This is a genomic window from Methylopila musalis (assembly GCF_042679725.1).
Lineage (GTDB): Bacteria > Pseudomonadota > Alphaproteobacteria > Rhizobiales > Methylopilaceae > Methylopila > Methylopila musalis.
This window is the reverse complement of sequence record NZ_JBHTMX010000423.1, coordinates 1-695: the sequence shown is the minus strand read 5'-3', so window position 1 is coordinate 695 and position 695 is coordinate 1. Positions and strand designations below refer to the sequence as shown.

Below are 695 nucleotides of genomic sequence, written 5' to 3'. Positions count from 1 at the left end.
GACCGGGGCGCGGAATGCGTCGCCGCCTCGCGCGCGCTGACGCTGCTGCCGAAGGTCCTCGCCGAGGGTTCGTCGTCCCGCGCGCCCTTCGGCGCGGCCACCCTCGCCCATCTCGGCGCGGCGGCCCCGCTCGTCTCGGACGCGGTGGCGGCGCTGGCCCGGCTGATCCGCGCCCATGTGGCCGCCGCGCCCGCCGACCGGCCGCTGCGCATCCTCGAAATCGCCGCGGGCTCCGGCGCGCTCACCCGCGCCATCGCCGATCTCGGCGAAGATCCGCGCGTGACCCTGACGGTCAGCGACCCGGACGCCACCGCGGCCGAGCGCCTGCGCTTCGCCTTCGCCGGACGGCCGGGCCTCAGCGTCACAGCCTTCGACCCGTCCGCGGAGGACGAGGCCCCCGGCCCGTTCGATCTGGTGGTGGGCGCGCTCGGCTGGGGCCACGCCCTGTCCGGCCCGGACGCCCTGCGCCGGCTCGGGACGACGCTCGGCGACGGCGGCGCGCTGATGCTGGCGGCGCTCGCGCCGCAGCCGCTGCTGGACGTGACCTTCGGGCTTGAGCCGGGCTGGTTCGAGCGCTCCGCCTCCGACGAGTTCCCCGTGGGCGTCGCCCGCGACGCGAGCGACTGGGCCCACGACCTCGGCGATGCGCGCCTCGCGGACCATGTGGTGGCGCCGCTCGACGGCGTGCGCGCGCC

At 78.1% G+C, this 695-nt stretch carries 1 protein-coding gene; it reads left to right on the top strand.

Annotated features, from left to right (window positions below; genetic code table 11):
- A partial coding sequence (locus ACFQ4O_RS18095) for a class I SAM-dependent methyltransferase (protein WP_378777819.1) occupies nucleotides 1-695 on the top strand: 695 nt, incomplete at both ends.